The 23597-nt window shown below is 69.1% G+C and carries 22 protein-coding genes and 3 pseudogenes; 7 read left to right on the top strand and 18 right to left on the bottom strand.

Annotation, left to right across the window (positions count from 1 at the left end):
- Nucleotides 1–142: 142 nt before the first annotated feature.
- The gene (locus ACFW01_RS30180) at nucleotides 143–2410 is read right to left on the bottom strand and encodes an MMPL family transporter (protein ID WP_384508900.1); all 2268 of its coding nucleotides are present in this window, start codon (nucleotides 2408–2410) and stop codon (nucleotides 143–145) included.
- A 390-nt stretch (nucleotides 2411–2800) separates the two neighbouring features.
- Here ACFW01_RS30180 and ACFW01_RS30175 point away from each other — a divergent pair, with 390 nt between their 5' ends.
- On the top strand, nucleotides 2801–3349 hold the full coding sequence (locus tag ACFW01_RS30175) for a DUF1697 domain-containing protein (RefSeq protein WP_384508897.1): 549 nt from the start codon (nucleotides 2801–2803) through the stop codon (nucleotides 3347–3349).
- Here the strand turns inward: ACFW01_RS30175 and ACFW01_RS30170 are convergent.
- A pseudogene (locus ACFW01_RS30170) lies at nucleotides 3321–4010 on the bottom strand (RHS repeat-associated core domain-containing protein); the annotation flags it as partial. The gene ACFW01_RS30175 and the pseudogene ACFW01_RS30170 overlap by 29 nt on opposite strands.
- An 84-nt stretch (nucleotides 4011–4094) precedes the next feature.
- On the opposite strand from ACFW01_RS30170, the pseudogene ACFW01_RS30165 reads away from it, so the two are divergent.
- A pseudogene (locus ACFW01_RS30165) lies at nucleotides 4095–4309 on the top strand (transposase); the annotation flags it as partial.
- Between the two features lie 186 nt (nucleotides 4310–4495).
- Here ACFW01_RS30165 and ACFW01_RS30160 read toward each other — a convergent pair.
- The 3 genes and pseudogenes from ACFW01_RS30160 to ACFW01_RS30150 form a co-directional block, all read right to left on the bottom strand.
- Nucleotides 4496–4714: a hypothetical protein gene (locus ACFW01_RS30160; RefSeq protein WP_355096323.1), complete on the bottom strand. Its 219-nt coding sequence runs from the start codon at nucleotides 4712–4714 to the stop codon at nucleotides 4496–4498.
- A 48-nt stretch (nucleotides 4715–4762) separates the two neighbouring features.
- Nucleotides 4763–5230, bottom strand: a pseudogene (locus ACFW01_RS30155) (RHS repeat-associated core domain-containing protein); the annotation flags it as partial.
- 1355 nt (nucleotides 5231–6585) lie between these two features.
- Nucleotides 6586–10014, bottom strand: a complete 3429-nt coding sequence (locus ACFW01_RS30150; protein ID WP_384508893.1) for an RHS repeat-associated core domain-containing protein — start codon at nucleotides 10012–10014, stop codon at nucleotides 6586–6588.
- Nucleotides 10015–10522: 508 nt separating this feature from the next.
- Between ACFW01_RS30150 and ACFW01_RS30145 the strand changes: the two genes are divergently transcribed.
- The 3 genes from ACFW01_RS30145 to ACFW01_RS30135 all read left to right on the top strand — a co-directional run bounded on the left by ACFW01_RS30145 (nucleotide 10523) and on the right by ACFW01_RS30135 (nucleotide 11636).
- A complete protein-coding gene (locus ACFW01_RS30145) occupies nucleotides 10523–10843 on the top strand; it encodes a hypothetical protein (RefSeq protein ID WP_384508890.1) in 321 nt (106 codons plus the stop codon).
- Nucleotides 10844–11066: 223 nt separating this feature from the next.
- Nucleotides 11067–11288 (top strand): hypothetical protein, encoded by a 222-nt coding sequence (locus tag ACFW01_RS30140; RefSeq protein ID WP_384508887.1) that lies wholly within the window; start codon nucleotides 11067–11069, stop codon nucleotides 11286–11288.
- 120 nt (nucleotides 11289–11408) lie between these two features.
- Nucleotides 11409–11636: a hypothetical protein gene (locus tag ACFW01_RS30135; protein ID WP_384508884.1), complete on the top strand. Its 228-nt coding sequence runs from the start codon at nucleotides 11409–11411 to the stop codon at nucleotides 11634–11636.
- A gap of 341 nt (nucleotides 11637–11977) precedes the next feature.
- On the opposite strand, the gene ACFW01_RS30130 is transcribed toward ACFW01_RS30135, so the two are convergent.
- Entirely contained in the window at nucleotides 11978–12403 is a 426-nt protein-coding gene (locus ACFW01_RS30130; RefSeq protein WP_121544406.1) for an SRPBCC family protein, read from the bottom strand.
- 238 nt (nucleotides 12404–12641) lie between these two features.
- Between ACFW01_RS30130 and ACFW01_RS30125 the strand changes: the two genes are divergently transcribed.
- Both ACFW01_RS30125 and ACFW01_RS30120 read left to right on the top strand, forming a co-directional pair.
- The gene (locus tag ACFW01_RS30125; protein WP_384508880.1) at nucleotides 12642–12959 is read left to right on the top strand and encodes a DUF6086 family protein; all 318 of its coding nucleotides are present in this window, start codon (nucleotides 12642–12644) and stop codon (nucleotides 12957–12959) included.
- 39 nt (nucleotides 12960–12998) lie between these two features.
- Nucleotides 12999–13148, top strand: coding sequence for a hypothetical protein (locus ACFW01_RS30120; protein ID WP_234960051.1), 150 nt, complete (start codon nucleotides 12999–13001; stop codon nucleotides 13146–13148).
- 190 nt (nucleotides 13149–13338) lie between these two features.
- Here ACFW01_RS30120 and ACFW01_RS30115 read toward each other — a convergent pair whose 3' ends face one another.
- From ACFW01_RS30115 to ACFW01_RS30060, 12 genes are all read right to left on the bottom strand, one after another.
- Nucleotides 13339–14076, bottom strand: coding sequence for a sirohydrochlorin chelatase (locus tag ACFW01_RS30115; protein ID WP_384508876.1), 738 nt, complete (start codon nucleotides 14074–14076; stop codon nucleotides 13339–13341).
- 8 nt (nucleotides 14077–14084) lie between these two features.
- Entirely contained in the window at nucleotides 14085–14981 is an 897-nt protein-coding gene (locus tag ACFW01_RS30110; protein WP_234960053.1) for an ABC transporter permease, read from the bottom strand.
- Nucleotides 14968–15765, bottom strand: coding sequence for an ABC transporter ATP-binding protein (locus tag ACFW01_RS30105; RefSeq protein WP_234960054.1), 798 nt, complete (start codon nucleotides 15763–15765; stop codon nucleotides 14968–14970). Before ACFW01_RS30105 ends, ACFW01_RS30110 begins: the two co-directional genes overlap by 14 nt.
- Before the next feature lie 36 nt (nucleotides 15766–15801).
- Nucleotides 15802–16905, bottom strand: coding sequence for an aliphatic sulfonate ABC transporter substrate-binding protein (locus tag ACFW01_RS30100; RefSeq protein ID WP_234960055.1), 1104 nt, complete (start codon nucleotides 16903–16905; stop codon nucleotides 15802–15804).
- 239 nt (nucleotides 16906–17144) lie between these two features.
- Entirely contained in the window at nucleotides 17145–18500 is a 1356-nt protein-coding gene (locus tag ACFW01_RS30095; protein WP_234960057.1) for a GTP-binding protein, read from the bottom strand.
- A 2-nt stretch (nucleotides 18501–18502) separates the two neighbouring features.
- Nucleotides 18503–19441 carry a sulfate adenylyltransferase subunit CysD gene (gene cysD / locus ACFW01_RS30090; RefSeq protein WP_234960058.1) on the bottom strand — a complete coding sequence of 313 codons (939 nt, stop codon included), beginning with the start codon at nucleotides 19439–19441 and terminating at the stop codon, nucleotides 18503–18505.
- Nucleotides 19438–19974: an adenylyl-sulfate kinase gene (gene cysC / locus ACFW01_RS30085; RefSeq protein WP_376347347.1), complete on the bottom strand. Its 537-nt coding sequence runs from the start codon at nucleotides 19972–19974 to the stop codon at nucleotides 19438–19440. The genes cysD and cysC overlap by 4 nt, the downstream gene beginning before the upstream one ends.
- Nucleotides 19975–20017: 43 nt before the next feature.
- A complete protein-coding gene (locus ACFW01_RS30080; protein ID WP_234960060.1) occupies nucleotides 20018–20728 on the bottom strand; it encodes a phosphoadenylyl-sulfate reductase in 711 nt (236 codons plus the stop codon).
- Complete coding sequence (locus tag ACFW01_RS30075; RefSeq protein WP_234960061.1) at nucleotides 20725–20904, bottom strand: hypothetical protein; 180 nt, start codon at nucleotides 20902–20904, stop codon at nucleotides 20725–20727. Before ACFW01_RS30075 ends, ACFW01_RS30080 begins: the two co-directional genes overlap by 4 nt.
- Nucleotides 20901–22598: a nitrite/sulfite reductase gene (sirA, locus tag ACFW01_RS30070; protein WP_234960062.1), complete on the bottom strand. Its 1698-nt coding sequence runs from the start codon at nucleotides 22596–22598 to the stop codon at nucleotides 20901–20903. Before sirA ends, ACFW01_RS30075 begins: the two co-directional genes overlap by 4 nt.
- A gap of 129 nt (nucleotides 22599–22727) precedes the next feature.
- Nucleotides 22728–22811: a putative leader peptide gene (locus tag ACFW01_RS30065; RefSeq protein ID WP_310887545.1), complete on the bottom strand. Its 84-nt coding sequence runs from the start codon at nucleotides 22809–22811 to the stop codon at nucleotides 22728–22730.
- A gap of 183 nt (nucleotides 22812–22994) precedes the next feature.
- The gene (locus ACFW01_RS30060; protein WP_234960063.1) at nucleotides 22995–23567 is read right to left on the bottom strand and encodes a GNAT family N-acetyltransferase; all 573 of its coding nucleotides are present in this window, start codon (nucleotides 23565–23567) and stop codon (nucleotides 22995–22997) included.
- Nucleotides 23568–23597 lie beyond the last annotated feature (30 nt).

Below are 23597 nucleotides of genomic sequence, written 5' to 3'. Positions count from 1 at the left end.
CCCACGCCCCGGCCCCCCCCACAGCTCCTGTTCCCGCGGGCCCCGCCTGGGGCTTTGCGGCGCCCGCCCCCCCCCGGCGGGCGCCCGGCGTTCACTTCCGCCCGGGCGGGGGCCCGCGGCAGTGGTGGCTGAGGGGGGCCGCTCACACCCCCACCCGCTCACCTCGCTCCCCGCGCTCGCCCTCGTCGTCGCGGACCGTCGTCGCGATCGACTCGGGCGCCTCGTCGTGGGTGAGGTCCGGCAGCCGGTGCAGCCACTTCGGCAGGTACCAGTTGCGCTCACCGAGCAGGGACATCACGGCCGGCAGCAGGACACCCCGGATGATCGTCGCGTCGATCAGCACCGCCGCCGCCAGGCCCACGCCCATCTGCTTCATGGACTGCATGGACAGCGTCCCGAAGATGGCGAACACCGCGACCATGATGACGGCCGCACTGGTGACGACCCCCGCCGTGGTGACCACCCCGTGCCGGATCGCGTCCGCCGTGTTCCGCCCGCGCAGCCGCGCCTCACGGATCCGCGAGACCACGAACACGTGGTAGTCCATCGACAGGCCGAAAAGGATCACGAAGAGGAACAGCGGCAGCCACGTGATGATGGCGCCCACACCCTCCGCGCCCACCAGTGACGCGCCCCAGCCGTGCTGGAAGACGGCGACCAGGATGCCGTAGGCGGCGCCCACCGACAGCAGGTTCAGCACGATCGAGGTGAGCGCGACCGTCAGCGAACGGAAGGACAGCAGCATCAGCAGGAAGGCGAAGACCACCACGAAGGCGAAGACCGGGAGGACCGAGCCGACCAACTGGTCGTTGAAGTCCTTCGACCCGGCGACCTGACCGGTGATCGGCGCCTCGACGCCGTCGACCTTGCCCAGCGTGGCCGGCCGCACCTCGTCCCGCAGCTTGTCGAGGCTCTCACCCGCCTTGTCCTGGTCGGAGCCGCCGACCAGCGGGACGTAGACCAGGGCGACGTTCTGCTCGTCGTGCGTCGTGACGTCGACCGGTCCGCGCGAAGCACCCGAACTCACCGCCCGCTCACGGAAGTCCGCGAGCGCGGCCCGCACCTCCGGGGCGTTGATGTCGTCCGCCTTCACGACCACCTCGGCCGGGTCCGACCCGCCGGGGAACGCCTCGTTGACCCGGTTGTACGTCTGCACGATCGGCAGCGAGTCGCCGAACTCCTGGTCCAGCGTGAGGTTCTCCGTCTTCATGCCGATCGCCGGAGCGGCCACGGCCAGCAGCGCTCCGGTCGCCACCACGGCGGCGAGCAGCGGCTTGGCCAGGACGCGGTTCAGAACCGCCGTCCAGAACCGGCTGCCCTCCGAGACACCGCCCTTGCGGCGCCGGCGCAGGAACGGCAGGCGGCCCTTCTCGACCCGCTCGCCCAGCAGCGACAGCAGCGCGGGCAGCACCGTCACCGAGCCGACCATGGCGACCGCGACCACCATCAGCGAGGCCAGGCCCATCGCCTCGAACTCGGCGATGCCCGTGAACAGCATGCCCGCCATGGCCACGCACACCGTGACACCGGAGACGACGATCGCCCGGCCACTGGTGGCGGCGGCGATCCGGAGTGCGGTCTGCGCGTCCCGGCCCGCGGCGCGCTCCTCGCGCTCACGGCGCAGGTAGAACAGGCAGTAGTCGACGCCGACGGCCAGACCGACCAGCAGCATCACGGAGTTGGCGGTCTCGCTCATCGGCTGGAAGTGGCTCACCAGGGCCATCAGACCCATCGTCGCGATGATCGCGGTGATCGCCAGCACCACCGGCACCAGCGCCGCCACCAGCGCCCCGAACGCGACCAGGAGGATGCCGAACGCCACCGGCACCGCCGAGTACTCGGCCTTCTTGAAGTCGTCGCCGAACGCGTCGTCGAACGTCTTCATCATGCTGGCGCCGCCGATCTCCTCGATCCGCAGCGACTCGTGCTCCTTCTGGACGTCCGCGACGGCGTTCAGCACCGGCTCGACCCGGTCGCCCGCGGTGTCCGCCTCGCCGCGCATGTCGAACCGCACCAGCGCGCTGCGGCCGTCCTTCGAGATCGTCTCGGCCTCGTACGGCGAGGTCACCCCCGTGACCTGACCGGTGCCCTCCACCGCCGTGATGACCGCCGTGACCGCGGCCCGGAAGTCGGCGTCCGTCGCCTTGAGGCCGCCGTCCTTCGCCTGGATGAGGACGGACTCACCGGCCGGCTCCTCGATCCCGGCGTCCTCGACGATCTGTGCGGCGGTGTGCGTCTCGCCGCCCATCTGGTCGCTGTCCTTGACGTCGACCCGGCCGGCCGCCGACCCGAGCCCCATCGCGAGGACGACGAACAGCACCCAGATGCCGACGGCGGCCCATCGGTGTCTGGCGCTCCAGCCGCCGGCCCGCGCGGCTATGCCCCGCACCCGTGTGTCTCGGTTCCGCATGACCGGCCTGCCCCCCAGTGAACGGCGACGACCCCCTGCCGTCACCTTGCGCTTCGAAGGTATGGCCCACGTAAGAACACCGCGTCGTGCTCCCCGGTGACGTACCCCGGCGACGGGTCATCCCTCCGTACCGGCGTGTCTCACCGCTGAGGAGGATCCGGGTCCCTTACATCTACCGGGGACGCCGGGGCGTGGGCTCAGGGTGCGCGCTCAGGGTGCGCCGACGTGCGCAGGAACCCTTTCGCAGGCTTGTTGTCTAAGTCACAGGTGCGTGTAGTGGTTGAACCCCGCACACCGCATCGGCGAGAGTGGCGCGCACGTCCGCCACCGCGCGGACCCGGCCGTCGTGCCCGCCCCCACGGGGCACGACGGCCGTTCTAGGGTGAGCCCATGACGACGATGTACGCGGCGCTGCTGCGCGGGATCAATGTCGGCGGGGCGAGGAAGCTCCCGATGGCCGACCTGCGCGCCCTTCTGACGGACCTCGGCCACGGCGCCGTACGCACGCATCTGCAGAGCGGGCAGGCCGTCTTCGCCGCCGCGCACGGGAACGAGGGGTCCCTGGCCGCCGAGCTGGCGGGGGCGATCGAGAAGCGCTTCGGCTTCGCCGTGGACGTCATCGTGCGCGACCACGCCTACCTGAAGGCCGTCGCCGAGGCCTGCCCCTTCCCAGCCGCCGAACTGGAGGCCAAGCAACTGCACGTCACCTACTTCTCCGCCCCCGTGGACGCGGAGCGCTTCGCGCCGGTCGACGCGCCGGCCTTCCTCCCGGAGGAGTTCCGCCTGGGCGACCGCGCCCTGTACCTCTACGCGCCCGACGGCCTCGGCCGCTCCAAGCTCGCCGAGGCCCTCGCGCGTCCCCGCGTGAACAAGGGCGTGGTGGCGACCACCCGCAACTGGAACACCGTCGTCAGACTCGTGGAGATGACCGGCCCCTAGTCCTGCCGTCCTGCTTCAGGCCGTGGATGTGCTCGTCGATGTAACGAGGCCGTTCAGGGTCCTGCGGACCTTGGCGGGGGGTGGGACCCGGGACCGCCTGCAGCGGTGCCGACGCAGACGATGAAGCAGCTTCTCCGCTGATGGAGCCGGTGATGAGGCCGCTCGGGTCGATGCGGTTGACGGGGTCGCCTTCGGCGTACAGGTAGGGGTTCTTCTCCTGGCCGGAGGGGTCGGGGCTGGTGAAGCGGCCGATGTTGGGGTCGTAGTAGCGGGCCTCGTAGTGGTAGAGGCCGGTGGGGTCCTGGTAGCCGCCGGCAAACCGGTAGGGCTGCGGGACCTGCTCGCTGGTCGTGGTGCGCTGGACGCCGCGGGGGCTGTAGGCGTAGGTGTTCACCTTGGTACCGGTCTCGTCGGCGAGCGCGACGACGGAGCCGAGCGCGTCGGTGAGGTAGTAGTACGACTTGCCCCCGGTCGTCATGGAGTTCAGCGTGCCCCCGGGTTCCCGGTTGAATCCCATGTCCACACCCGCGGTGGTCTTGGCCGAGAGACCGAGCGGGCCGTTGTGGAAGAAGGTGTCGCCGAGCTTGATCCGCTCGCTCTGGTCGTTCGAGCCGTACTGGCCGGCGTAGGTTTTGGTGCCGACGGTGATCGACGTCATCTGGTCACCAGAGGTGCGCAGGGCGGCGTGCACCGTCGCGGCGGTGTGGGCGTCCCGCCGTGCCCGCTTGAGGGCCGCCGACTTCTGCGCGAGCGAGGCATTCGCCCGGCGATCGCCGAACGCGGCCAGCCACACGGCATCGTCCTGGGCACCTTCCGCTGGGTCATCGAACGCACCATTTCTGGCTGCACGGCTTCCGACGCCTGCGCATCCGCTGGGAACGACGCGACGACATCCACGAAGCCTTCCTCGGCCTCACCGTCTGCCTGATCACCCAACGCCACGCCCAACGCCTTTGTTAGGACCTCTAACGGCACTGCTCTGAGAGCACCCGGGAGCGTGATGGCCCGGCCGCCCCATCGCGACCAGGCCATCAAGTGGGAAAGCTCCTGGGCTTAATGCTCGGATCAGGCGTCAGTGACCGCGTCCTTCGATTCGCTTACGAATCGGCACCGCCAAGCATGAAGCCTCCAGAGCTCATCTTCCGGCTAGTCCGTTCCGACCACACCGGCGGCCACTAGAACGCCGATGAGCAGGAGAAAGCATCCGATGACCACGGGAGCCTGGCGCGCCGTCGACTCCCCGGCGGCTGCGTTCGCCCGTCCGAATACGTTGCGCTGGGCGACGGCCCTCGCCCCGAACTTCTTCCGGAGAGATATGAGAGCGAGCCCTGCAATGATCGCGAGGACCGCAACAAGTACCCGCATGTCTTTTCCTCCTACGTCATGGACGTCGATCGAGTTGTAGAAGAGTGCCTAGAACTGCACTTGTAGACCACCGCTGCACGTCGGGCTGGAAACGTACGTACCAAGACCGCCGTTGACCGCAGCAGTGGGATTGCCGTTGTCGTCTCCACCGATTTGGCCGCCCGCTGACGCTACGCCGGCCGCGCAGTTGCCGTAAGCTTGCGGTCCTTCGTCAGCCCCTCCCGAGGATGCCTCAGCACCGGCTCCCAGTCCGGGCAGACCGACACCGACCTTGATAAAGCCGCCGCTATTGCCCTCATCGTCCTTGGAGTAGCCGCCGCCCAGGCACACCCAGGAGCACGCCTCCCCGCCGATACTCCAGCTGGCCAGTCCATTGGGGTCGATGCGGTTGACGGGGTCGCCTTCGGCGTAGAGGTAGGGGTTCTTCTCTTGGCCGGAGGGGTCGGGGCTGGTGAAGCGGCCGATGTTGGGGTCGTAGTAGCGGGCCTCGTAGTGGTAGAGGCCGGTGGGGTCTTGTTAGCTGCCAGCGAAGCAGTGCAACTACCAGGTCCTGCCCGCCGGTCACTCGGCCGACCGTCCAAAGTCGCTCCAAGTGGGTTGCGCCGAGTAGAGGCCATGCATCCACTACCCGCTTGGGCCATAAGCTTCTGCGCGTACGGTTGGACGCTTCATTTGCGGCGATTGCGAAGCAGCCCCGTCACGACAAGGATCCCCACAAGTACGGCAACGATGATGAAGGCCACCTGCCCCCACACCGGCAGGTCGCGGCCGCCTCCGGGAGCTGCTATGGGTATGTTCATGCCTGTTTGGTGCCTTTCGGGCCGCAATGGCTTTACCGAGCAGGAGCGACGTCACTGGTCGATGGGCCAGCGGCGTTACCCCAGCCCCAGTGGACCTGAGTGTGGAGCTGTCCGATGTGGCCGCGGTAGCTGTCCACCCGGTTTTCCTCAAGAAACGGCTCGCGTCCGCTGCCGGCACCATAACGAGCCAGACCCAGCACACTGCAACTAGCTAGGTTTCCCTCTTGGTATGGCGGAGCAGTAGCAGGCCGCTGCGGCAAGCGGGGCCACGTGAACTGCTGCGAGGCTGGCTCCCGATACAAGCATAATGATGGAGACAGTCATAACCGCCGCGAATCCGACTAGGAAATAGGCCAGGATTCGCAGGATTCCTCTCGACTCGCTATCCATCTTTCAGCTCACTTCCGACGCCAACGCGCTACGGCGACCATGATGACGACGATGGCCATGGAGCCCAGGAATATAGGAATCTCCCAGCCATCAGGAATCCAAGTTCCCTTTCCCGAAGCGTCGGCAAATTGCAGTACGATAAGCGACTCCTTCCTGTCTTCAATAGTTTTGGCCGCTCCCGGATGGCGCATGACCGCCACCCCGGATCGGGTTGGCGCGATCTTTTTATGACCACGCATCCTTTGTCTGATCCTCAGCAAAGTTGCCCGCTGCGTCTCCGCCGACAGCACACGGGACCGCAGCGGCTACGCCTACTACGGGACCAGTTCTGGCAGGTCAACACGCAACCGTTGCCGGGAAGATCGAAAAATCCGCTGCCCAGGATGCGGCCCCATCCTGGGCAGCGCGAGAGACGGATGCTGCCCCGAGCGGTTACGGCTCGGGGCAGCATTCTTCGGAAAGTCGTGATGGCGAGGCGGGTATCTGTCTTGCCGCGCAGAACCAGATGTCAGTTCTTGCGGCCACGCTTCCGGGTAACCCTCCCGTAAATTATCATCGCCACTAGGGCGGCGATGGCTACGGCAAGGATTACAAGCCCCGCCGTACCCTCAGGCATCACGCGCCCTTCATTGGCAATCAGATATGTTCTCGCCACCGGCTCATCCTTTCTCGTGCCCAGCCCTACGACCAGGCGTCGGTTGCTTCGTTCTGCACAGCGTTACCGACGTACTCGGCCCCGGTGAAGCAGGCGGCTCCGACGACAAAGCCTCCTGCACCGGCAGTCGGCGCGCCCGCAGCGGCAGCTACGGCGCCACATGCCGCACCAGTGGCGGTGGACGCCACCTCTCCGGCCACGACTGCGGCAGCTTTACCGTAGTCACCGTCGGCCAGGGCACTCCCGGTGTCCCATATGGCCTTTGCTTTGGTCGCTCTTCCAGCGCTCTTGAGCATCCCCTTCATAGCGCCCTCTACCGAGAAGAGACCGGTGGGGTCGATGCGGTTGACGGGGTCGCCTTCGGCGTAGAGGTAGGGGTTCTCCTCTTGGCCGGAGGGGTCGGGGCTGGTGAAGCGGCCGATGTTGGGGTCGTAGTAGCGGGCCTCATAGTGGTAGAGGCCGGTGGGGTCCTGGTAGCCGCCGGCGAAGCGATAGGGCTGCGGGACCTGCTCGCTGGTCGTGGTGCGCTGGACGCCGCGGGGGCTGTAGGCGTAGGTGTTCACCTTCGTGCCGGTCTCGTCGGCGAGCGCGACAACGGAGCCGAGCGCGTCGGTGAGGTAGTAGTACGACTTGCCCCCGGTCGTCATGGAGTTCAGCGTGCCCCCGGGTTCCCGGTTGAATCCCATGTCCACACCCGCGGTGGTCTTGGCCGAGAGACCGAGCGGGCCGTTGTGGAAGAACGTGTCACCGAGCTTGATCCGCTCGCTCTGGTCGGTCGAGCCGTACTGCCCGGTATACGTCTTGCCGCCGACGGTGATCGACGTCATCTGGCTGTAGTCGGACCACTGTTCGCCGGTGCGGGTGCCCTCGGGTGTGGATGCGGCGGCGGTCTCGTTGCCGAGCTTGTCGTAGGACCAGTTGGCCGTCGAGCCGTTCTTCGCGGTGATCTGCTGGGCGTCGTTGACGGTGTAGGTGGTGCCGCGCGGGCAGCCGGGGTCGACGCCCTGGCTGGTGAGGTTGCCGGCCTGGTCGTAGCAGTACTGCCAGGAGGCCTTGAGGGTGGTGCCCTGGTCTTCCCTGGCGTAGGAGAAGCGGCCGGCGCTGTCGTAGGTGTAGGTGGTCTTCAGCCCGGTGACCGCGTCGGTGCGGGTGCGGATCTTGGTGCCGTCCTTGCCGGCGTTGGAGTAGGAGTAGGCGAGGTCGACCAGGGTGCCCTTGGGGGAGGTCGCCTTGATCTTCTCCGGGCGGCTGGACTTGTCGGGGGTGACGGTCTGGACGGTGCCGCCGGGGTAGGTGGTCGTGGTGCGGAAGTCGTTGTTGTTGTACTTGTACGTCGTCTTCTTGCCGGTCGGGTCCTTCAGCTCGGTGAGCTTGTTGACCTCGTTCCACGTGTAGTCCGTGACACCGGCCGGGTCCTCATACGTGTCGACGTTGCCGGCCGGGGTGTAGGTGAGCTTGGTCTGCGACCCGTTCTGCAGCGTGCGGATGGTCTCCCGGGAGAGCGGGTCAAACTTGTACGTGGTGACACCGGTGCTGTCGTCGCGCTGGCGGAGGTTGCCGTCGCCGTCGTAGTGGTAGCGGACGGTGGCGTTGGTGGAGGACACCAGCTTGATCCGGTCGCGGTTGTCGTACTCGTAGACGGTCTTGATGCCGCGGCCGTCGGTCACGGTCTCGGGGCGGCCGAGCGCGTCGTAGGTGTAGGTCGTTTCACCGAGCGGGGCCGGCGGGGTGACCTTGGACAGATTGCCCTTGGCGTCGTAGTCGAACGATGTCGACACCGACTTGGTGGCCGACATGCTGGTCGTGACCTTGCAGGTCTGGCCCTCGAACCCGTCGCAGGTCGGGGTGGCGGGGTTGTAGTCGAAGGACCGCTTGCCGCCACCCGTGCCCGTCACCGCCACCGACTTGGTGTTGCCGGCGGTGTCGTAGGTGTAGTCGCTCTTCTCGCCGTCGGCACTGGTGAGGGTCTTCGGCAGGTCCGCGCCGGAGATGGTCTGATACCCGGTCAGCGTCGCGGTGGCGCCGGTGGGCAGCTTCGCGGAGGTGGGGTTGTTCCGGGAGTCCCAGCCGTAGGCGGTGACGTTGCCCGCGCCGGTGCCGACGCCCATGGCGTCTTCCGCGGTGTCGATGTTGTGGTTGGCGTCGAAGGTCCGCTTCCGGGTGTGGCCGAGGGCGTCGGTGACCTTGGTGACGCCGCCGTCGGCGTTGTGCTCGTACTTCGTGGTGTGCTGCTCGGGGTCGGTGACCGTGGTCGTCCCGGCAGCGGACGGGTCGGTGTTCGCGTAGTCGTAGGTGTACGTCGGCCCGGTGTGTCCCGAGCCGTTGAAGTCGGTGGCGCGCAGCATGGAGCGGACGCGGTTGTCCTCGTCGTAGGTGAAGACCGTGACCCGCCCCTCGGGGGTGGTGATCTTCGTCAGGCGGCGGGAGGAGTCGTAGTCGAAGACGGTGGGCTTGCCCTCGGTGTCGGTGGTCTTCGCCAGGTCCCCGGCCGCGTTGAGGTCGAAGACGGCGGTGCGGCCCGTGTGGTCCTTGGCCTGCCACTGGTTCGGGTACGTCTTGAGCAGGTCGACCCAGCGGCCCGAGCGGGTCTCGGTGAGCTTGAAGCCCTTGTGCTCGCTGCCTTCGTCGTGCTGGTCGACGGTGATGGCGCCGTGGTTCCTGTCGGTGACCTTCGTCAGCGTTCCGTGCTCGTCGTAGGTGTCCCTCGAGCCGGACTTGCGGTCGGTGAGGGTGTAGGTGCCGTCCGCGTTCTTCTTCAGGTCCTTCGAGTAGCCCTTGGGCGTGGTGTAGGTGCCGTCGGCGTTCGCGTCGAAGCGGACGGCGGCACCGGTGGAGTCGTAGAGGACGACTTCGTTGCTGAAGAGATGGAGATAGCGCTCGTACTCCTGCCACCAGCGCTGCGAGACCTTGCCCCAGGGCGCGTCGAAGGAGTTGTACGTCCGCGCCAGGCGCAGCGTCTTGCCCACACCCGCGACCTGGAAGTCGGTGCCGGCGAGCATCAGGTTGCCGGTGGACAGGTTGATCCGGGCCACCAGCGAGTCGGTGATCCGGAAATCGGACATCTGGTGCCAGGGCACGGCTCCCTGACCCTCGGGCACGTACACATTCACGGCGGCGTCCGCGGCAGCCGACCGGGACGGCGCCTTCGGCGGCGTCGGTGGCTCACCGGTAAGGGCGCGCTCCTTCTGCTCGGCCCGCCAGGCGGCCTGCTCCTGGGTCGGCGCGACCTCCTCCTGACCAGGCACCGGCCCGGTGTCACCGACCTTGACCGGCGGTGCCTCGAAGTCCGTTTTCTTGCCCCACGCCGAGGTGGGCCCGGGGTCCGCGGGCGACGGTGCGGCGAACGCCGGTACTGCCGGGGCCACCAGGGACAACGCCGCGAGTGCGGCTATCAGCCCGTAGCGCGAGGATCTGCGGGCACGCCGGAACGGCGTGCGCGTGGCACGCGAGTGCATCAACTTCCCCCCACAGGAAGACGGACACGGCAACCCCAGCGGTCACCGCGGACCCACAAGCTGACACAGGAATCACACAAAACGACCTGATGTCCCCCCGAATCGCATATGCATTCCGGCCGGAATAAGCCCCACCGCTTCCATGGGTCATACATGCACGAAGAGTCATGAAGCGGACGCATATCAGATGGACGAAACGGTTCCGCTATCGATCCACCCGGGAAACCTGGCTTGAATCGAACGAAACAATCTTTTCCGGGAAGTGAGTGGTCGACGATGGTCGCTTTCAAGACAGGTTCAGACCTGACTTGATTTTTCCATCGAGCCCGGCCACCAAGGTTTCCGTGGTCATCACGGCACGCCACCGAGGCCAGGAAGTTGTCTTAGAGCAATGGTCGAACGTGGGGCAGGGCTGCAAGCCCTGCCCCACGCCATGCACACTTGCCGCGCCCTGCATGCGTGGTCCCCCAGCCCGCGGCAACCGCCCCTGCTGCAAAGGACCCCTACCGTGAGCGTGCCCGGAAGACGCAGAGCCTGCCCGCACCCCACCCGTGGGCGCCGCGCCGACACGGACCGCACCGGCCGCGCTGTGCAGTGGTCCGGCCGGCTGCTGTGCTGGAGCCTGGCTGCCGGCATGGCCGGCGCCGCGACCGAGGCCCTGCTCCACCCCGAATCCGGCTGGTGGCCGCTCCTGTGGCCCCTGCCCTGGTACCTCGCCCCCGCCAGCGCCCTCACCTGGAGCACCCTGCGCCTGCGCGAGAAAACAGCACGCTGGCCACCAGACGACCACGACGACCTCTCGGCGGAGGAGTACGGGCAAGCAGCCTGATGCACAGGCGCGCTGACCCTGCTGCGGTCGCTCCCCGCGCCTTCATCAGGCTGCCCGTAGCGCTGCAGTCCCGCCTCCCAACGGTCTGCCGCAGAGGCAAGACGGTGCTCAGCGCAGGGAGGCCCGGACGGCTCCCGGCCATGCCCGCCGTGCGGCCCGGCCTCTGGGACAGTGCTCTCGTCGTGCGTAGGTCGGACGGGTGCCGAGGAGGCAGACACCCCCCGTGCCGGTGCCCTCTGCGGAGACGGCTGCCGCGGCGGCCGCATTCCTGGACGGGCAGGAGATCACCGCTTCCCCGTGCGGGGGCTGCGGCAAAGAGATCTACGGCGTCAAGGGCCGGTACTCGTGTGCCTGCGGGTGGACGAGCCCCTGGTGGGAGGGGCACGGGGACCTGCAGGCCGCCGAAACCGACCCCGACTGGCCCGGCCACGCCGCGAAACCCTGACCCTGCATCCCCCCTGGTGGGGCTGCTGATGGCTGCTGGTGCACCGTGCCGGGCTTGTACGCCTGTGCGCCCTGCCGCGCGCGCTCCCGGGCTGCCAGGCGGCGTCGCACGGTCGAGCGTATGGCGGGTGCGCAGGTAAAGGCGTGTGCGGGGCGCGGAGACGGTTCGGACTGCCCGAACGCGGAGAACGACGACATCGGTGTGCTGGTGGACGGGGTGCGGTGTGAGGAGTGCCAGCACCACTACGAGCTGGACCAGGCGGAGCCGGCACGGCGGCTGCCCGTGGACGAGGGGTTGACGCAGCCGCACGGAGACCCGCGGGAAGCCGGGCCGGGGACCGCGGCGTAGACCGATGACCTGCCAGCCCTGGTGGAGTGCTGATGGTGCCGAGGGGACTTCACTGCCGCCGGTCCACATACCGACACAACGACGTGCCCGAGCCGCCTACCACGCATCTTCGAACGCAGGACGGCCCGCGAGGCGGTGTGCACCTGGCGACGGGACTGGGCGTGGACCGGCCGGGCGGGTGGGGTGATGCGGTCAGCCGGCGGGGAGGCCCGAGGACGATGGCAATGCTCACGATTGCGCTCCGGAGGACCCCTGCGTCGGCCGAGGGGCCGGTCAGACGGGGCCCCAGGGTGAGGATCGCGGCCGACCGCATCCAGGCGCGGTTCGAAAGTCTCCGCTTCTCAGGTTGCCGCCGCGGTCTCCGCGAGCTTTTGGAACTCTCCCAGGTCGTAGTTGGCGAGCGTGGAGTCCAGGTTCGTCAGCGCGCCCAGGTGTTCGATGAAGCCCTTGGGGTCGTACTCGATCTGGAGGGTGACCCTGCTCGTCGTGTCGCTGAGCCGGTGGAAGGTGACGACGCCCGCGTGGTCCACCCCCTCCGTGGTCCGCCAGGCGATCCGGTTCTCCTCCACCACCTCGGTGAGCTCGGCGACGAAGTTCCTGTCGGCGCCGGGCAGGGCAAGCTGCCAGGCGAATCGGCGCTCGTCCAAGGGCTGAACCAGGCGGACGTGGCTCAGGAACGACGGCCACCTCGTCACGTCGCTCCACAGGGACCAGGTCACGGACACGGGGGCATTGATGTCGACCGTCTCTACCAGGGAAGAGGACACGCGGCACCTTCCTCGCTCGCTCGGGCCTGGGCTCGGTCCACCGCAGGCGGTACACGGACGGGTCCCTGTTACCCGCAAGGGGCCAACGCACACGGCAACGACCGGAACGGCTACCTGGTTTCGCTCGTGAATGTCGGCCCGAAGCGGTTCTGGCTCACTTTCCGTGGAGGGCTGACTGACCGTAATGTCGACCTCCTATGACCAGCGGTGAGAGGCTGACGTTCGCCAGAGCTACGACTTGGGCGACCGAACCCTGTGGAACCCGTCCAACGGGGCGTCGCGGCTGTTCATGAGCCAGGTCACCGTCTATCAGGCCGAAGTGGGGCTGCCATCCGGCATCGGTCCCATGGAAGCTGACGAGTGTCAGATCGACCCCGTGGCATTCGCAGCGTTCGTCGATGCCCTGCTCGCCTGGCACAGCCAAACCGGGCACGCTGAACAGGAGGCCCGGCATCGAGGCCCGCAGATCAGGTGCCGGCCCCGGGCATGCTGTCTCACCGCGCAGCGACGACTTCGGCCGGTCAATGCGTCGGTTCCGGAAGCTGCCCAGGCTTGACGGAGACGATTTCCACCCGAGTGCAGCCACACTCCTCCAGTGCACGCTGCCGCGTTGCAGCGGAACCGGTCGTTCGGCTCCGCGGAGCGGCTGGTGGCCGCGCTCGGACTCGAACCCGGAGTGGTCTCACCGTTCGGCCTCATCGCCCTCGATCGGCTCGGGGTCGAGTACCGCACGATCAAAGTCTGAGCCCCGGCGTAGCCGGTCCGCGTGCCCGTCAAAACCCACACCGAGCCGCCCCGCGGGCACCAGAACAGCAGCCCCCAACTCTGTAGGTGACAAGAAGCCTGCCTATGTGACAACTAACGCGCTTCGGCTCACCGCAACAAGATCGCGAAGTCAGACTGGAGTACTAGAGGCCGGGCCGTGCCCCTTCACGTCAGGCCCCGACCGCCGCCAGTACCGGCGTCCGCGCCGCGTCGTACCGCTCCAGCAGGACCCGCGCCACCTCCGGTGAGGGGCCGAGGACGTCCGCCAGTACGTCCGCCCCGGCCGCGCCCCGTGCGATCCGGTCCGGCAGGCGGCCGGGCGCGAGGACGTACGGGGCGACGGCGACCCGTGCGCAGCCCAGGGCGCGCAGCTCCCGTACGGCGTCCTCGGTGCGGGGGAGGGATGCGGAGGCGAACGCAGGCCGCACGGCGCACCAACCGGAACGCCGCCACTCCCGCGCGATTTCTGCGATCACTGCGATCGCCTCCGGGTCGGAGGACCCCGCCGAGGCCAGGACGACCCCGGTCGAGGACTTGTCGGCGGGCGTGAGACCCGCCTCGTACAGCCGCCGCTCCAGCGCCGCCAGCAGCAGCGGCGAGGGGCCGAGCACCTCCGCCTGACGGATCCTGAGCCGCGGCGGGGCGTCCGCCAGGACCGCCGGGATGTCCGCCTTGGCGTGGAAGGCGCGGGTCAGCAGCAGCGGCAGCGCCACCACGTCCCGCACCCCCTCCGTCGCCAGGGATTCCAGCACGCCCGGCACGGAGGGCACGTTGAAGTCCAGGAAGCCCGTCTCCACCCGTACGCCGGGGCGCAGCGCCCTGACCTGGCGGACCAGGGCGTGCACGGTCGCGGCGTGCCGCGGGTCGCGGCTGCCGTGGGCGACGACCAGAAGGACCGGTGCGGACATGTCGTACCTCAGCCCTTCACCAGCAGGCCGCGGCTGCGCAGGACCCACCGCTCCAGCGGGCTGAAGACGAGCAGGTCGATGGCGATGCCGACGATCAGGATGAGGAGGATGGCCTCGAACACCATGGCCATGTCGCTGGCGTTGCGGCCGTTCTCCAGGAGCTGGCCCAGGCCCACCCCGAGGTCGGGGAAGGAGGCGATGATCTCGGCGGCCATCAGCGAGCGCCAGGAGAACGCCCAGCCCTGCTTGAGGCCGGCGACGTAGCCGGGCAGCGCGGCCGGCAGCACGATGTGCCAGGTGCCCTTCAGCCCGGTGGCGCCCAGGGTGCGGCCGGCGCGCAGGAAGAGGGGGGAGACCTGGTCGACGCCGGAGACGAGGCCGTTGGCGATGGAGGGGACGGCGCCGAGGAGGATGACGGCGTACATCATCGAGTTGTTCAGGCCCAGCCAGATGACCGCGGGGGGTACCCAGGCCACCGAGGGCAGGGACTGGAGGCCGGACAGGATGGGGCCGATGGCGGCGCGCACGACCTTGACCCGGGCGACCAGCAGCCCGAGGGGGGTGCCGATCAGCAGGGCGAGCAGGAAGCCGGAGAGTCCGCGCGAGACGCTGGTCCAGATGTAGCCGAGCAACTCGCCCTGGAGCCAGGCGTCCTGCGCCACCCGCCACACGTCCGCGGGGGCCGGCAGCTTGGTCGGGTCATCGACGATCTTGAAGGAGACCAGGCCCTGCCACACGGCCAGGACCAGCAGCACGGCGACGGCCGGGGGCAGGATCTTCTCCACGAAGGTCTGCCGGAAGGGCGTACGGCTCTTCTGCCGGGTCTCCAGGGCGTCGAGGCCCGCCTCCAGACCGGCGAGATCTCCCGCGTCCTTGGCGGGCGTGGTGGTCTCAGTGCTGGCCATGGCGGCGGATCTCCCCACGCAGTTCTTCGGTGATCTCGACGGACAGCTCCGCCACGGCGGTGTCCTCGATGCGGCGCGGCTGCGGAATGCCGACCGTCCACTGGCGGGCGATGCGCCCGGGGCGGGAGGACAGCAGCACCACGCGCTCGGCGAGGCGCACGGCCTCGCGCACGTTGTGGGTGACGAACAGGACGGACAGCTGCGTCTCGCGCCAGATGCGGGTCAGTTCGTCGTGCAGCACGTCGCGGGTGATGGCGTCGAGCGCCGCGAACGGCTCGTCCATCAGCAGCAGTTTGCTCTCCTGGGCCAGCGCCCGGGCGAGCGCGACGCGCTGGCGCATGCCGCCGGACAGCTCGTGCACCCGCTTGCCGTGCGCGCCCCCCAGCCGGACGAGCCCGAGCAGCTCCTCCGCCTTCTCACGGCGCTCGGCCTTGGGCACGCCGCGCAGTTTCAGGGCGAGTTCGATGTTCTTGCCCGCGGTGAGCCACGGGAACAGGGCGTGCTCCTGGAACATCAGGGCCGGCCGCCCGTCGGTGGTGATCTCCCCGGTGCTGGGCCTGTCCAGGCCCGCGACCAGGTTGAGCAGCGTGGACTTGCCGCAGCCGGAGGCCCCCAGAAGGGTGACGAACTCGCCGGGCGCGACATCGAGGCTGATGTCGTCCAGCACGAGCTGCTGCCCGGCGGGACCCGCGAACGACTTCGAGACGTGCTCGATACGGGCGGCGTACGCGGTGGCCGCCTCGGTGCCGTCGGCGGCCTTGGCGAGGGTCGTGGTCGTGGCCATGGTCGTCACCTCCTGGGGAACGGTCGGATCCGGGCTTTACTGGGCGCCGAGTCCGGCGTCGTCGACGGTGGGCTTGCCCTTGGCCTTGAGGACCTTGTTGAGCAGGGTGAGGTCGTAGATGCCCTTGAGGTCGGGCTGGTCCAGCAGACCGGCCTTGACGGCGTGCTCGGCCTGGGCGTCGAGGGTGGCGGCCAGCGGGTCGTCGGTGAGCTGGATCGACTTCCACGCCGGGTCGAGGACGTCGGCGGGCAGGGCCTTGCCGGTGTCCTTCTCCAGCTGCTTGTTGGCGGCGGCCTTGGCCTCGTCCGGGTTGGCCTTGATCCACTCGTTGGTGTCGACCGACGCCTTCAGTACCGCCTCGACGGCCTTCGGGTGCTCGGTGAGGAACTTCTGCGACACGATGATGTTCGTGATCACGAACTTCTCGTCGGGCCACAGCGTCGACTCGTCCAGCAGCACCTTGCCGCCCTCGGCGACCAGCCTGGACGCGGTCGGCTCGGGCACCCAGGCGCCGTCCAGGGAACCGGACCTGTAGGCGTCCGGGGTGACCTTGTTGTCGCTGCGCACGACGGTGACGTCGCCCTTGCCGCTCTGCGCGTCGGTCTCCCAGCCCTGCTCGGCGATCCAGTTCAGGAAGGCGACGTCCTGGGTGTTGCCGAGCTGCGGGGTGGCGATGCGCTTTCCCTTGACGTCCTTCAGCGACTTGATCTTGTCCGGGTTCACCACCAGCTTGACGCCGCCGGAGGCGGAGCCGCCGATGATCCGCAGGTTCTTGCCCTCGGACTTGGTGTAGCCGTTGATGGCGGGGGAGGGGCCGATCCAGCCGATGTCGATGGAGCCGGAGTTCAGTGCCTCGATCTCGGAGGGGCCCGCGTTGAAGGCGGCGTACTTGGCCTCGGTGGCGCCCAGGGCCTTCTGGAAGAAGCCCTTCTGGTTGCCGACCAGCGGCGTGGCGTGGGTGACGTTGCCGAAGTACCCGATCCGCACGGAGTCCAGACCGTCGATCTTCTCGGCACCGGCGGCGACCTTGGCGGTGTCGTCGTCCTTGGCCTGGGAGCCGTACCCGCAGCCGGCGAGCGCCAGCAGCGGCAGGGCGGCCAGGACCGCGACGGTGCGGCGCAGAGCGGTGGTGGCAGGCACGGGAGGTGTTCCTCTCGTTGGTCCGGCGCTCACGCCTGTCGGGTCGTCCGAGGTGTCAGGTCGTGGCCGGGAGGTCGGCTTGTCTTCGGCTGTGCGGGTGGGGGGTGTGGGCGCGCGGGCGGTGCGCGTACGTCAGCACGCACATCGCGCCACTCCGCCCTGCCCGCTCCCCAGGGCACCGCTGCCGACGCGACCGCCCTCCTTGGCGAACATGGAGTAGAAACCGGGGGAGTTCATGCTCAGAAGTCCCACCCGTCCTCGTCCGCCTCGTCCTTGACCGGCTCCGGCGTGGCGAAGGACTCACCGGCCATGCCGGCGGTGAGGGTGGTGCCGTCGCTGGGGTCGATGAGGATGAAGGACCCGGTGCGGCGGGAGTCGGCGTAGGAGTCGGCGGGCAGCGGTTCGGCGGTGCGGATGGTGACCCGGCCGATGTCGTTGGCGACGAGCTGCCCGGGGTGCGGGTGCAGGGACAGGTCGTCCAGAGTGAGGCGGGCCGGGATGTCCTTGACGATCGCCTTGACGGTGCGGGTGCCGTGCTTGAGCAGGACCCGGTGGCCGACGGTGAGCGGCGCGTCGGCGACATGGCAGACGGTGGCCTCCACGTCCTGGCTGGTGGCCGGGGCGTCCTTGCGCGGCACGATCAGGTCGCCGCGGGAGACGTCGATGTCGTCCTCCAGCAGCAGCGTCACCGACTGCGGCGTCCAGGCCTCCTCGACCGGCACCCCCAGCAGATCGATCCCCGATACCTTCGAAGTCCGCCCCGACGGCAGGACGGTGATCTCGTCGCCGACGCGGAAGGTGCCGGCGGCGATCTGACCCGCGTATCCCCGGTAGTCGGGATACTCGGCGCTCTGCGGCCGGATCACGTACTGCACGGGCAGCCGGGCGTGGCAGTGCGCCAGGTCGTGGCTGACCGGCACGGTCTCCAGGTGTTCCAGGACGGTGGGTCCCCCGTACCAGTCCATGACCGCGGAGGGCTCGACCACGTTGTCCCCGGCGAGCGCGGAGATCGGGATCGCGGTGACCTCGGGGACGCCCAGCTCGGTGGCGTACGCGGTGAATTCCTCGGCGATGGCGGCGAAGACCGGCTCCCGGTAGTCGACCAGGTCCATCTTGTTCACGGCGAGGACGACGTGCGGCACCCGCAGCAGAGCGGCGATCGCCGCGTGCCGGCGGGTCTGCTCCACCACCCCGTTGCGGGCGTCGACGAGGATGACGGTCAGTTCGGCGGTGGAGGCGCCGGTGACCATGTTCCGCGTGTACTGCACGTGGCCGGGGGTGTCGGCGAGGATGAACCGGCGCCTGGGGGTGGCGAAGTAGCGGTAGGCGACGTCGATGGTGATGCCCTGTTCGCGTTCGGCGCGCAGGCCGTCGGTGAGCAGGGCGAGGTCGGGGGCGTCCTGGCCGCGGCTCGCGGAGGCCCGCTCGACCGCTTCGAGCTGGTCGGTCAGGACGGACTTGGAGTCGTGCAGGAGGCGTCCGACGAGGGTGGACTTGCCGTCGTCGACGGAGCCGGCGGTGGCGAACCGCAGCAGGGTCGTCTCGGACAGCTGCCAGACGGACAGCGGCTCGGCGGGTTCGGTGGTGCGGGTCATGGCTAGAAGTACCCCTCGCGCTTGCGGTCTTCCATCGCGGCCTCGGACATCTTGTCGTCGGCGCGGGTGGCGCCGCGTTCGGTGAGCCGGGTGACGGCGATCTCGGCGATGACCTTCTCGATGCTGTCGGCGTCGGAGTCGACCGCGCCGGTGCAGGACATGTCACCGACGGTGCGGTAGCGCACCAGCCGCTTCTCCACGGCTTCGCCCTGCTTGGGGCCGCCCCACTCGCCGGCGGTCAGCCACATCCCGGAGCGGGCGAAGACCTCGCGCTCGTGGGCGTAGTAGATGGCGGGCAGTTCGATGTTCTCCCGGGCGATGTACTGCCACACGTCCAGCTCCGTCCAGTTGGACAGGGGGAAGACGCGGACGTGCTCGCCGGGGGCGTGGCGGCCGTTGTACAGGTTCCACAGTTCGGGGCGCTGGCGGCGCGGGTCCCACTGGGAGAACTCGTCGCGCAGCGAGAACACCCGCTCCTTGGCGCGGGCCTTCTCCTCGTCGCGGCGCCCGCCGCCGAAGACGGCGTCGAACTTCTCCGCCTGGATCTTCTCGGTCAGCGGCAGGGTCTGCAGCGGATTGCGGGTGCCGTCGGGACGCTCGCGCAGGACGCCGCGGTCGATGTAGTCCTGGACGGAGGCGACGTGCAGCCGCAGCCCGTGCCGCTCGACGGTGCGGTCGCGGTAGTCGAGGACCTCGGGGAAGTTGTGTCCGGTGTCCACGTGCAGCAGCGAGAACGGCACCGCCGCGGGCGCGAACGCCTTCAGCGCGAGGTGCAGCATGAGGATGGAGTCCTTGCCGCCGGAGAACAGGATCACCGGCCGCTCGAACTCACCGGCCACCTCACGGAAGATGTGCACCGCCTCCGACTCGAGGGCATCGAGGTGGGAGAGGGCGTAAGGGCTGTCGGTGCCCTCCGCCACGGCCGCCACGGACGTCGTCATGCCAGTCCCCTTTCGGTGAGCAGGGCGTGGACCGCCGCGGCGGACTCCTGAACGGTCTGGTGCTGCGACTCGATGCGCAGATCGGGCTTGAGGGGCTGCTCGTACGGGTCGTCGACGCCGGTCAGCCCGGTCAGCTCACCCGCGGCCTGCTTGGCGTACAGGCCCTTGACGTCACGCACCGAGCACACCTCGACCGGGGTGGCCACGTGTACCTCCACGTAGGCCGTGCCGTTCGCCTCGTGGCGCTCGCGGACCGCGTCCCGGCTGTCGGCGTACGGGGCGATCACCGGGACCAGCGCCGTGACGCCGTTGCGGGCGAGCAGTTCGGCGACGAAGCCGATGCGCTGCACGTTGGTGTGCCGGTCCGCGCGGTCGAAGCCGAGGCCCGCGGAGAGGAACTCGCGGATCTCGTCGCCGTCGAGGAGCTCGACGCGCCTGCCCTCCTCGCGCAGCCGGCCGGCCAGCTCGTGGGCGATGGTGGTCTTCCCGGCGCTGGGCAGGCCCGTGAGCCAGACGGTGGCTCCGGTCGTCACGTGGTTCTCCCTGAAACTCGATGGTCCGGTGGTCGTCGTCATGTCAGCCGTGCAGTCCGCACTCGGTCTTGGTGAGGCCCGCCCAGCGTCCGGAGCGGGCGTCCTCGCCCTCCAGCACACGGCGGGTGCACGGCGCGCAGCCCACGGAGGCATAGCCGTCCATGAGCAGCGGGTTGGTGAGGACGCCGTGCTCGTCGACGTACGTTTGCACATCTTCCTGTGACCACTTGGCGATGGGGGAGATCTTCACCTTCCGCCGCTTCTCGTCCCAGCCGACCACGGGGGTGTTCGCCCGGGTCTCGGACTCGTCGCGGCGCAGTCCGGTCGCCCAGGCCTGGTAGCCGGCCAGGCCCTCGTCCAGCGGCTTGATCTTGCGCAGCGCGCAGCACAGGTCGGGGTTGCGGTCGTGCAGCCTGGGTCCGTACTCGGCGTCCTGTTCGGCGACGGTCTGGCGCGGGGTGAGCGTGATGACGTTCACGTCCATCACGGCCTCCACCGCGTCCCGGGTGCCGATCGTCTCCGGGAAGTGGTAGCCGGTGTCGAGGAACACGACGTCCACTCCCGGCAGGGCGCGGGATGCGAGGTGGGCGACGACCGCGTCCTCCATCGAGGAGGTCACGCAGAAGCGGCTGCCGAAGGTGTCGGCCGCCCACTGGAGGATCTCCAGGGCGGAGGCGTCCTCCAGTTCGCGGCCCGCCCGCTCGGCCAGGGCCTTGAGTTCGTCGGTCGTACGCTCTTCCCGGACCGCGGTCATATCGGTTCCCCTCCCGTGGAGTTGGGCTGAAGTCCCCGGGCCAGCAGGCCGAGGAACTTCAACTGGAATGCGCGGTTGCACGCCGCGCATTCCCAGGCGCCGTGTCCTTCCTCGTGCGGACGCAGGTCCTCGTCACCGCAGTAGGGGCAGTAGAAGGGCGCGGCACGCTCGGTCATGACAGGGCCTCCTCGGAGGCGCGGGCCGCCCAGGTGGCGAAGCGCTCGCCGTCCTCGCGCTCGGCCTCGAAGCGCTTGAGGACGCGCTCCACGTAGTCCGGCAGCTCCTCCGCCGTGACCTTCAGGCCGCGCACCTTGCGGCCGAAGCCCGGCTCCAGGCCGAGGGCGCCGCCCAGGTGCACCTGGTACCCCTCGACCTGCTCGCCCCGGTCGTTCAGGACCAGCTGGCCCTTGAGGCCGATGTCCGCGGTCTGGATGCGGGCGCAGGCGTTGGGGCAACCGTTGAGGTTGATGGTGAGGGGCTCGTCGAAGTCGGGGAGGCGGCGCTCCAGCTCGTCGATGAGGGAGGCGCCGCGCGCCTTGGTCTCGACGATGGCCAGCTTGCAGAACTCGATGCCGGTGCAGGCCATGGTGCCGCGCCGGAAGCTGGAGGGCCGGGCGGTGAGGTCGAGCGCCTCCAGGGACTCCACCAGGGAGTCGACCCGCCCCTCCTCGACATCGAGGATGATCATCTTCTGCTCGACGGTCGTGCGGACCCGGCCCGAGCCGTGCGCCTCCGCCAGGTCGGCGACCTTGGTCAGGATTGTGCCGTCCACGCGGCCGACGCGCGGGGCGAAGCCGACGTAGAAACGGCCGTCGCGCTGCCGGTGCACGCCGATGTGGTCGCGCCAGCGGCTGGTGGGCTCGGCGGGGGCGGGACCGTCGGTCAGCTTCCGCTTCAGGTACTCGTCCTCCAGCACCTGGCGGAACTTCTCCGCGCCCCAGTCGGCGACCAGGAACTTCAGGCGGGCACGGTTGCGCAGGCGCCGGTAGCCGTAGTCCCGGAAGATCGAGATGACGCCCTCGTAGACGTCGGGCACGTCCTCGATCGGCACCCAGGCGTTCAGCCGCACGCCCAGCTTGGGGTTGGTGGACAGGCCGCCGCCGACCCACAGGTCGAAGCCCGGCCCGTGCTCGGGGTGGACCACACCGACGAACGCCACGTCGTTGATCTCGTGCACCACGTCGAGGACCGGCGACCCGGAGATCGCGGTCTTGAACTTGCGGGGGAGGTTCGAGTACGCGGGGTTGTTCAGGACGCGGCGCTTCATCTCCTCCAGCGCCGGCGTGCCGTCGATGATCTCGTCCTCGGCGATGCCCGCCACCGGGGAGCCGATCATCACGCGGGGCGTGTCGCCGCAGGCGGTCACCGTGGACAGGCCGACGCCCTCCAGGCGGTTCCAGATCTCCGGGACGTCCTCGATCCGGATCCAGTGGTACTGGACGTTCTGCCGGTCGGTGATGTCGGCCGTGCCGCGCGCGAACTCCTGCGAGATCTCGCCGACGACCCGCAGCTGCGCGGTGGTCAGCGCGCCGCCGTCGATGCGGACGCGGAGCATGAAGTAACTGTCGTCCAGCTCCTCCGGCTCCAGGACGGCCGTCTTGCCGCCGTCGATGCCCTGCTTGCGCTGGGTGTACAGCCCCCACCAGCGCATACGCCCGCGCAGGTCGCCGGGGTCGATCGAGTCGAACCCCCGCTTGGAGTAGATCGTCTCAATTCGTGTCCGTACGTTGAGACCGTCGTCGTCCTTCTTGGTCTGCTCGTTGGCGTTGAGCGGGGTGAAGTGACCCGCCGCCCACTGCCCCTCGCCGCGGTGACGGCTCACCTTGCGGCGGGGGGTCGCGGCGGCAGGCTCGGGCGGGGTGGCGGCCATGGTGTGACACGTCCTTCAAGGCAGACGGAAAGCGGCTCTGGCCTGCGCGCACGGGCGCATGGCAGACATGCGCGTCCTTGCGCGGGCGGAGGCTGATGCGGGGGAATCCGGTAGTGCTGGAGAGGGCTCTCAGCGGGCCGGACAGATGGCGCTGGACATGCGGCCGAGGTCGACGTGCCGCCGACTCACCAAGGCAATTCCAGTTCCAGGCATGACGGAAGACTGGCACGGCGATCTGGACACAGTCCAGCTTCGTCCAAGATGCGGACACCCTTGTCCCGTAGAGCGAGACAAGGGTGTTGTGGATCACAGCGGACACCCGCCGGGCGGGAGGCCGGCCGGTCGGGCGGAGGCCGGGCGGGGCCGGGCGGAAACCAGGTGGGAATCAGGTGGGGATCAGGCGGGGAACGCCCCGGGCCAGGGTCCCGGCGTGGCCACGTCGGCCTCCTCCTCGACCTTGGTGTCGAAGAGGCGGAAGCCGCGGCGCCGGTAGTTGTCCATGGCGTGCTCGCCGTCCTTGCTGCACGTGTGCAGCCACACCCGTTTGGTCGTGGCCAGTCCCGGCCAGCGTTCCGCGAGGTCCCAGGCGCGGGCGGTGCCGTACGAGAGGAGGTGGCCGCCGATGCGCCGGCCGCGGAACGCCGGGAGCAGCCCGAAGTACTCGATCTCCACCACGCCGTCGTCGCCGGCCGCCAGCTCCACGTAGCCGGCGGGCGTTCCCCGGTCGTACGCGACCCAGGTCTCCACGCCGGGCCGGTCCAGGTGCTCCCGCCAGCGGGCGTGGCTCCAGCCGAGCCGGTCCGTCCAGCGGATGTCGCCGCCGACCGAGGCGTAGAGGAAGCGGCTGAACTCGGGGGAGGGCACAGTGGAGCGGACGATGCGTACGTCCCCCTCCGGGCCGGCGGCCGGCAGCAGGTCGGTGGGCGCCGTCTGCTCCAGGGACCAGGTGGTCACGGCGATGTTGGTCATGCCGGTCAGGGAATCATCCGGTTCGTGGAT

The sequence above is a fragment of the Streptomyces sp. NPDC058985 genome (assembly GCF_042740985.1).
GTDB lineage: Bacteria > Actinomycetota > Actinomycetes > Streptomycetales > Streptomycetaceae > Streptomyces.
This window is presented reverse-complemented; position numbering and strand designations above follow the sequence as displayed.

Bases quoted from the DNA above. Each gene is read 5' to 3' on its own strand.
- ACFW01_RS30180 (WP_384508900.1), bottom strand. From the start codon at position 2,410: ATGCGGAACCGAGACACACGGGTGCGGGGCATAGCCGCGCGGGCCGGC.
- ACFW01_RS30175 (WP_384508897.1), top strand. From the start codon at position 2,801: ATGACGACGATGTACGCGGCGCTGCTGCGCGGGATCAATGTCGGCGGG.
- ACFW01_RS30160 (WP_355096323.1), bottom strand. From the start codon at position 4,714: ATGCGGGTACTTGTTGCGGTCCTCGCGATCATTGCAGGGCTCGCTCTC.
- ACFW01_RS30150 (WP_384508893.1), bottom strand. From the start codon at position 10,014: ATGCACTCGCGTGCCACGCGCACGCCGTTCCGGCGTGCCCGCAGATCC.
- ACFW01_RS30135 (WP_384508884.1), top strand. From the start codon at position 11,409: ATGGCGGGTGCGCAGGTAAAGGCGTGTGCGGGGCGCGGAGACGGTTCG.
- ACFW01_RS30115 (WP_384508876.1), bottom strand. From the start codon at position 14,076: ATGTCCGCACCGGTCCTTCTGGTCGTCGCCCACGGCAGCCGCGACCCG.
- ACFW01_RS30110 (WP_234960053.1), bottom strand. From the start codon at position 14,981: ATGGCCAGCACTGAGACCACCACGCCCGCCAAGGACGCGGGAGATCTC.
- ACFW01_RS30105 (WP_234960054.1), bottom strand. From the start codon at position 15,765: ATGGCCACGACCACGACCCTCGCCAAGGCCGCCGACGGCACCGAGGCG.
- ACFW01_RS30095 (WP_234960057.1), bottom strand. From the start codon at position 18,500: ATGACCCGCACCACCGAACCCGCCGAGCCGCTGTCCGTCTGGCAGCTG.
- cysD (WP_234960058.1), bottom strand. From the start codon at position 19,441: ATGACGACGTCCGTGGCGGCCGTGGCGGAGGGCACCGACAGCCCTTAC.
- ACFW01_RS30080 (WP_234960060.1), bottom strand. From the start codon at position 20,728: ATGACCGCGGTCCGGGAAGAGCGTACGACCGACGAACTCAAGGCCCTG.
- ACFW01_RS30075 (WP_234960061.1), bottom strand. From the start codon at position 20,904: ATGACCGAGCGTGCCGCGCCCTTCTACTGCCCCTACTGCGGTGACGAG.
- sirA (WP_234960062.1), bottom strand. From the start codon at position 22,598: ATGGCCGCCACCCCGCCCGAGCCTGCCGCCGCGACCCCCCGCCGCAAG.
- ACFW01_RS30065 (WP_310887545.1), bottom strand. From the start codon at position 22,811: ATGCCTGGAACTGGAATTGCCTTGGTGAGTCGGCGGCACGTCGACCTC.
- ACFW01_RS30060 (WP_234960063.1), bottom strand. From the start codon at position 23,567: ATGACCAACATCGCCGTGACCACCTGGTCCCTGGAGCAGACGGCGCCC.